We start from the raw sequence: 6,744 nt of genomic DNA on the forward strand, positions 1-6,744 counted from the left end.
GGTAGGATCGGTGGCATGTGTGGAATCGTGGGGTACACCGGTGAGCGCGGCACTGTCGAAGTGCTGCTCGAAGGCCTGAGCAGGCTGGAGTACCGCGGCTACGACAGCGCGGGCATCTCGGTGCTCGACGGCGACCGGATCGCGCTGCGCAAGAAGAGCGGCAAGCTCGCGATGCTGCGCGGCAGCCTCGACGACGCGCCGCTGCCGGCGTCGGCGACCGGCATCGGCCACACGCGCTGGGCGACGCACGGCGGCCCGACCGACGAGAACGCGCACCCGCACCTCGGCGACGACGGCCGTCTCTCGCTCATCCACAACGGCATCATCGAGAACTTCGCCGAGCTCCGCCGCGAGCTCGAGGCCGACGGTGAGGTCTTCGCCAGCGAGACCGACACCGAGGCGGCCGCGAAGCTGCTCGGCCGTGCGTTCCGCGAGACGGGCGACCTCACCACCGCGATGCAGCGGGTGGTGCGCCGCCTCGAGGGCCAGTTCACGCTGCTGGCCGTGCACGTCGACCAGCCGGGCGTGGTCGTCGGTGCCTCGCACAACTCGCCGCTGCTCGTCGGCTACGGCGAGGGCGAGCACTTCCTCGGCAGCGACGTGAGCGCCTTCGTGAAGTTCACGCCGCACGCGGCCGCGCTCGGCAACGACCAGATCGTCACGATCACCAACGACGCGGCTGTCGTCATCGACTTCGACGGCAACCCCGCGGAGCCGAAGCGCTTCGACGTCGACTGGGACGCATCCGCCGCCGAGAAGGGCGGCTGGCCGTCGTTCATGGCGAAGGAGGTCTCGGAGGGACCCGAGGCCGTCGAGAACACCATGCGCGGCCGCCTCTCGGAGCACGGCGTCGACCTCGACCTGGGCGTGCTCGACGACGAGACGCTGCGCGGCATCAATCGCATCGTGATCGTCGCCTGCGGCACCGCCGCCTACTCGGCGCTCGTGGGCAAGTACGCGATCGAGACCTGGGCGCGCGTGCCGGTCGAGGTCGACCTGGCCCACGAGTTCCGCTACCGCGACCCGTTCCTCGACGAGCAGACGCTGGTCATCTCGATCTCGCAGTCGGGTGAGACGATGGACACGAAGATGGCCGTGCAGCACGCCGCGTCGAAGGGCGCGCGCACGCTCGCGATCTGCAACACGCAGGGCGCCACGATCCCGCGCGAGTCCGAGGCGGTGCTCTACACGCACGCCGGGCCCGAGGTCGCGGTCGCGTCGACGAAGGCGTTCCTGGCGCAGGTCATCGGCCAGCTGCTGTTCGGCCTGCACCTGGCGAAGGTGCGTGGCACGATGACCGACGAGGCCATCGCCGAGGTCGTCGACGAGATGCGCGAGCTGCCCGAGGAGCTGCGCGAGGTGCTCGCCCAGCAGGAGTCGGTGCACGAGCTGGCGCACTGGATGAGCGACACCCGCTCGGTGCTGTTCCTCGGCCGCCACGTGGGCTACCCGGTGGCGCTCGAGGGTGCGCTGAAGCTCAAGGAGATCAGCTACATCCACGCCGAGGGCTTCGCCGGCGGCGAGCTGAAGCACGGCCCCATCGCGCTCATCGAGCCCGGCCAGGTCGTCTTCGTCGTGGTGCCGAGCCCGCGCAACGAGCCGCTGCTGCACTCGAAGATCGTCAGCAACATCCAGGAGATCCGCGCTCGCGGCGCCCGCGTCATCGTCGTCGCCGAGGCGGGCGACGCCGCGGTGCTGCCGTACGCCGACGTCGTGCTGCGCGTGCCGCTGACGCTGCCGATGCTCGAGCCGGTGCTGCAGGTCGTGCCGCTGCACATCTTCGCGCTCGAGCTGGCCACCGCCAAGGGCCTCGACGTCGACCAGCCGCGCAACCTGGCGAAGTCGGTCACGGTCGAGTGACGCTGCCGTTCTGCGGATGAGCGGGGCCGGGTCGTGATCGTCGGGCTCGGTGTCGACGTCGTCGACCTCGCCCGCTTCGAGCGCGCGGTCACCCGCACGCCGGCGCTGAAGCCGCGGCTGTTCGCGCCGGAGGAGCTCGAGGTCGACGGCGCCGAGCGGCCCGTGCACTCGCTGGCCGCGCGGTTCGCCGCGAAGGAGGCCGCGTTCAAGGCGCTCGGCGCGCACTCCGGGATGCGCTGGGTCGACCTGGTGGTCGTGCAGGGCGACGACGGCGCCCCGGCCCTCGATCTGCGCGGCACGGCGGCGGCGCAGGCCGCGTCGATCGGCGCCGCGCGCATCCACCTGTCGATGAGCCACGACGCCGGCATCGCGACCGCGACGGTCATCGCGGAGTCCTGATGCGGGTCGAGATCGATGCGGCGGCGATCGCCGCGAACGTCGCGCTGCTCGGTGAGCGCGCCGGAGTGCCGGTGTGCGGTGTCGTGAAGGGCGACGGCTACGGGCACGGCGCGGTCGTCGCGGCGCGCGCGATGCTCGACGGGGGAGCGACCATGCTCGGCGTCGTCGACCTCGCCGAGGCCCTGGCGCTCCGTGCGGCCGGCATCGACGCGCCGCTGCTCGCCTGGCTGCACGGGGCACGCACCGACTTCTCGCTCGCGGCCCGCCACGGCATCGAGGTCGCCGTCTCGTCGATCGAGCAGCTCGACGCCGCCGCGGCCGCCGGCGCCGTCATCCACCTCAAGGTCGACACCGGGCTCGGCCGCAACGGCATCGCCCGCGGCGACCGGGCAGCCGCGATCGCTCGAGCGATCGCGCTGGCCGACGACGGCGCTCGCATCCGCGGCGTCATGTCGCACCTCGCCGGCACGAGCCGCGACGCCGACCTCGCCCAGGCCGCCGACTTCGCGGCGGCCTGCGCCGCCGCCGAGCCGCTCGGCATCGAGGTGCGGCACCTCGCCGGCTCGGCGGCCGCGATCGCGCTGCCCGAGGCGCGCTTCGACATGGTGCGCATCGGCATGGCCGCCTACGGGGTCGACCCGACCGGCCCCGGCGCCGGCGACGGGCGCGAGGCCGCGGCGCTCGGCCTGCGCCCGGCGATGCGGGTGACCGCCGACTTCGTCGAAGGGATCGCCGACGGCGGGCTCGACGCCGGCCTGCTGCCGGCGCTCGGCGCTCCCGTGCTGGTCGGCGGCCAGCTCGCGCACGCGGTCGAGATCGGCCCGCGACGCCTGCGCATCGCCCCCGCGCTGAGCGGCGAGGGCGTGCTGTGGGGCGACCCGGCCGGTGCCCGCGGCGACGCGTCGGGCGTCGGGGAGCCCAGCGCGGACGCCTGGGCCGCAGCGGCCGGCACCATCACCTACGAGGTCGTGACGCGGATGGGCGCCGCCCGGCTCGGCGCCGGGGTCGTCGCGCAGACCCCCGAGACCGCACCGCGCCGAGTGCTCGAGCTCGGGCTCGACGGCGAGCCGCGCCACCTGATCGGCGAGCTGGTCGGCGTCAAGCGCGTCGAGGCAGGGCTCGGCGTCTCCTACGGAGGCACGTACGTCACCCCCGCGCCCACGACGCTCGCGCTCGTCGGCCTCGGCTACGCCGACGGCATCGCCCGCAGCGCGTCCGGCCGGCCGGTGCAGCTCGACGGCGTGGCCTTCCCCATCCGGGGCCGCGTGGCGATGGACCAGGTCGTGCTCGACGTGGGCGACCACCCCGTGACGGTCGGCGAGCCCGTGACGCTCGCCCACGCATCCGCCCCCGAGCTGAGCGCGATGGTCGGCCCCCGCGTCGCGGTCGAGGTGGCCGGCACGGTGCCCGACGGCGACGCGATGGAGCTGCTGGGGGAGCGCATCGGCCGGGTGCTGCGCGCGGGCGACGCGGTGCTGCTGATCGGTCCGCTCGGCGCCGGCAAGACCACCCTCACGCGCGGCATCGGCCGGGCGCTGGGCGCGCGCGGCACCGTGCAGAGCCCCACCTTCGTCATCGCCCGCACGCACCGCACCGCGGCCGGCCCCGACCTGCAGCACGTCGACGCCTACCGGCTCGGCGACGAGGCCGAGCTCGACGACCTCGACCTCGACCTCGACGGCGCCATCACGGTCGCCGAGTGGGGCGCGCCGCTCGAGCACGCGCTCGACTCGTGGCTGAGGGTCGAGATCGCGCGCCCCGAGCTCGCCGGCGGCACCGCGCTCGCCGGTGGCACCGCGCTCGCCGGTGGCACCGAGCTCGCCGGTGGCCTCGCAGGCCTGGGCGATGCCGCGCTCGCCGGTGGTCAACAGCCCTCCGATGGCACCGCGGCGACCGACGACGCCGACGCGCTCGACGCCGCGCCACGGCGGGTGCGGCTGCGCGGGCACGGCCCGGCGTGGGACGCCGCGCGCGTGCGCTCGCTCGTCGCGACCGGGGGTGCCGACCCCTTCCACCATCTCCGACCCGGTGCACCGGGTCGGAATCGGTGGAACGGGTCCGCGATCGACACGCAGGGAGGCGCATGATGGTCGAGCAGGTCGAGCAGGGGGCCGCGCAGGCCGAGCACGGGGAAGCGGCAGAGCAGCGGACGGCGGCTCGGCCGCTGCGGCCCGGGCGGCTGATCCTCGCGATCGACACCTCGCTGGGCACGTCCGTGGCGGTGACCGACGGCGATGCCGTGGTCTTCCGCGAGCACGCCGACGACCGCCGCGGCCACGCCGAGCACCTCGGCGGCATGCTCGAGCGCGCGCTCGAGGGGCGTCGCGGCTCGATCGGGCTCGTGGTCGCCGGCATGGGGCCGGGGGCGTTCACGGGCCTCCGCGTCGGCATCGCCGCCGCGCGGGCGGTCGCGCTCGGCCTCGGCGTGCCCTGCCGCGGCATCGCCAGCCACCAGGGCGTCACCGACGGCAGCGCGCAGGTGACGACGGATGTGCGGCGCCGGGAGCGCGCGTGGAGCGTCGTCGTCGACGGGGTCGTCGCCGACGGGCCGCACCTGGCGCCGGCGGATGCGGTGCCTGCCCCCAGCGGAGCGCACGCCGGGCTGCCGCGGCTCGATGCCGAGGCGATCGACGCGGCGCTGCTCGCGGGCGCCGTCGCGCGGGGCGCCAGCGACATCGCGCAGGCGCTCTACCTGCGCGACGCCGACGCCGTGCCGTCGGCCGGCCCGAAGCGGGTGTCGCAGTGAGCGCGGCACCGCAGGTCGCCGACGCCGGCGGTGTGCGCATCCGCACCGCCGACGTCGCCGACCTCGACGCGATCATGGCCATCGAGCGCGCGTCGTTCGCCGCCAGCGCGTGGGAGCGCGACACCATGCGCGCCGAGCTCGGCAGCGAGTGGGGCCGCTACATCATCGCCGTCGACAACGAGGGGCGCTCGCTCGGCTACGCGGGCCTGCGCGCGGTGGGCGTCGAGGGCGACGTGCAGACGATCGCCGTCGACGCAGAGGCGCGCGGCCGCGGCATCGGCCGCGCGCTGCTGGCCGAGCTGCTCGCCGAGGCGGGCCGCCGCGGCGTGCGCGAGCTGTTCCTCGAGGTGCGCGCCGACAACCCCGTCGCCCGCGCGCTGTACGAGTCGGTGGGCTTCCGCGAGATCGGCGTGCGGCCCCGCTACTACCAGCCGGAGGACGTCGACGCCGTGGTCATGAAGCGAGAGGCATCCTGATGCGGGCAGCGACGACGGCACCGGTGGTGCTCGGCATCGAGACGAGCTGCGACGAGACGGGCGTGGGTATCGTGCGCGGCACCGAGCTGCTCGCCAACCGCATCGCCTCGTCGATGGAGCTGCACGCCCGCTTCGGCGGCGTCGTGCCCGAGATCGCCGCCCGAGCGCACCTCGAGCAGATGCAGCCGACCATCGAGGGGGCGCTCGCCGACGCCGGGCTGACGCTCGACGACATCGACGCGATCGCGGTCACCGCCGGCCCCGGCCTCGCCGGAGCGCTGATGGTGGGCATCGGCGCCGCCAAGGGCCTCGCCGCCGCCCGTGAGCTGCCGCTCTACGGCGTCAACCACCTGGTGGGGCACGTGGCTGCCGACGTGCTGTCCGGCGCGCCGCTCGAGCTGCCCACCATCGCCCTGCTCGTCTCCGGCGGCCACACCTCGCTGCTGCTCGTGCGCGACCTCGCGGGCGACGTCGAGCTGCTGGGAGAGACCATCGACGACGCGGCCGGCGAGGCCTTCGACAAGACGGCGCGGCTGCTCGGCCTCTCCTACCCGGGCGGCCCGTCGATCGACGCCGCCGCCATCGGCGGCGACCCGGCCGCCATCGCCTTCCCGCGCGGGCTCACGGCGCCCAAGGATCGCGATCGGCACCGCTGGAACTTCTCGTTCTCGGGCCTCAAGACCGCCGTGGCGCGCCACGTCGAGCGCGCCGAGGCGGCGGCGGAGGCCCTGCCGGTCGCCGACGTCGCCGCCAGCTTCCGCGAGGCGGTCGTCGACGTGCTGGTCGCCAAGGCGCTCGACGCCTGCGCCGCGCACGGCATCCCGCGCCTGCTGCTCGGCGGCGGCGTGGTCGCCAACCGTCGGCTGCGCGAGGTCGCGACCGAGCGCGCCGAGGCGGCCGGCGTCACCCTGCGCATCCCGCCGCTCGAGCTCTGCACCGACAACGGCGCGATGATCGCCGCGGTCGGCGCCATGCTCGTCGCGCGCGGCGATGCGCCGAGCCCCGCAGGCTTCGCGGCCGAGTCGACCCTCGAGGCCGACGTCGTGCAGGTCGTCGACGATGCGTCGACACGGTGAGGCGGATGCACAGGGCGGCCTGGCAGGATCGGACGGAGCACGCAGGGGGAGGCAGGGCATGAGCTCGACGACATGGCAGCCGCAGGGCTCGGAGGAGCCGCAGCAGCCGCCGCAGGCCGTTCAGCAGCCGGCGGCGCCGCCCGCGCAGGGCCAATACGCGCAGGGCCAGTACGCACCTGCTGGCCAG

The 6,744-nt window shown here is 75.0% G+C and carries 6 protein-coding genes; all 6 read left to right on the plus strand.

What is annotated here, in order from left to right; translation table 11 throughout:
- The first annotated feature begins 15 nt into the window (after nt 1–15).
- Genes glmS through tsaD form a run of 6 tightly spaced genes read left to right on the plus strand, consistent with a single transcriptional unit; the run spans nt 16 to nt 6,557 of the window.
- Nucleotides 16–1,860, plus strand: a complete 1,845-nt coding sequence (gene glmS / locus Q9250_RS02820) for a glutamine--fructose-6-phosphate transaminase (isomerizing) (protein ID WP_306233057.1) — start codon at nt 16–18, stop codon at nt 1,858–1,860.
- Nucleotides 1,861–1,893: 33 nt separating this feature from the next.
- On the plus strand, nt 1,894–2,259 hold the full coding sequence (locus Q9250_RS02825; RefSeq protein WP_306233058.1) for a holo-ACP synthase: 366 nt from the start codon (nt 1,894–1,896) through the stop codon (nt 2,257–2,259).
- A complete protein-coding gene (gene tsaE / locus Q9250_RS02830; protein ID WP_306233059.1) occupies nt 2,259–4,346 on the plus strand; it encodes a tRNA (adenosine(37)-N6)-threonylcarbamoyltransferase complex ATPase subunit type 1 TsaE in 2,088 nt (695 codons plus the stop codon). The genes Q9250_RS02825 and tsaE overlap by 1 nt, the downstream gene beginning before the upstream one ends.
- Nucleotides 4,343–5,005: a tRNA (adenosine(37)-N6)-threonylcarbamoyltransferase complex dimerization subunit type 1 TsaB gene (gene tsaB, locus Q9250_RS02835; RefSeq protein ID WP_306233060.1), complete on the plus strand. Its 663-nt coding sequence runs from the start codon at nt 4,343–4,345 to the stop codon at nt 5,003–5,005. The genes tsaE and tsaB overlap by 4 nt, the downstream gene beginning before the upstream one ends.
- Nucleotides 5,002–5,481: a ribosomal protein S18-alanine N-acetyltransferase gene (rimI, locus tag Q9250_RS02840; protein ID WP_306233061.1), complete on the plus strand. Its 480-nt coding sequence runs from the start codon at nt 5,002–5,004 to the stop codon at nt 5,479–5,481. The genes tsaB and rimI overlap by 4 nt, the downstream gene beginning before the upstream one ends.
- A complete protein-coding gene (tsaD, locus tag Q9250_RS02845; protein ID WP_306233062.1) occupies nt 5,481–6,557 on the plus strand; it encodes a tRNA (adenosine(37)-N6)-threonylcarbamoyltransferase complex transferase subunit TsaD in 1,077 nt (358 codons plus the stop codon). The genes rimI and tsaD overlap by 1 nt, the downstream gene beginning before the upstream one ends.
- Nucleotides 6,558–6,744 lie beyond the last annotated feature (187 nt).

The organism is Agrococcus beijingensis, from assembly GCF_030758955.1.
Classification (GTDB): domain Bacteria; phylum Actinomycetota; class Actinomycetes; order Actinomycetales; family Microbacteriaceae; genus Agrococcus; species Agrococcus beijingensis.

What these genes read in the sequence shown, in the direction of transcription:
- glmS (WP_306233057.1), top strand. Translation starts at nt 16, where the DNA reads ATGTGTGGAATCGTGGGGTACACCGGTGAGCGCGGCACTGTCGAAGTG.
- tsaD (WP_306233062.1), top strand. Translation starts at nt 5,481, where the DNA reads ATGCGGGCAGCGACGACGGCACCGGTGGTGCTCGGCATCGAGACGAGC.
- tsaE (WP_306233059.1), top strand. Translation starts at nt 2,259, where the DNA reads ATGCGGGTCGAGATCGATGCGGCGGCGATCGCCGCGAACGTCGCGCTG.
- tsaB (WP_306233060.1), top strand. Translation starts at nt 4,343, where the DNA reads ATGATGGTCGAGCAGGTCGAGCAGGGGGCCGCGCAGGCCGAGCACGGG.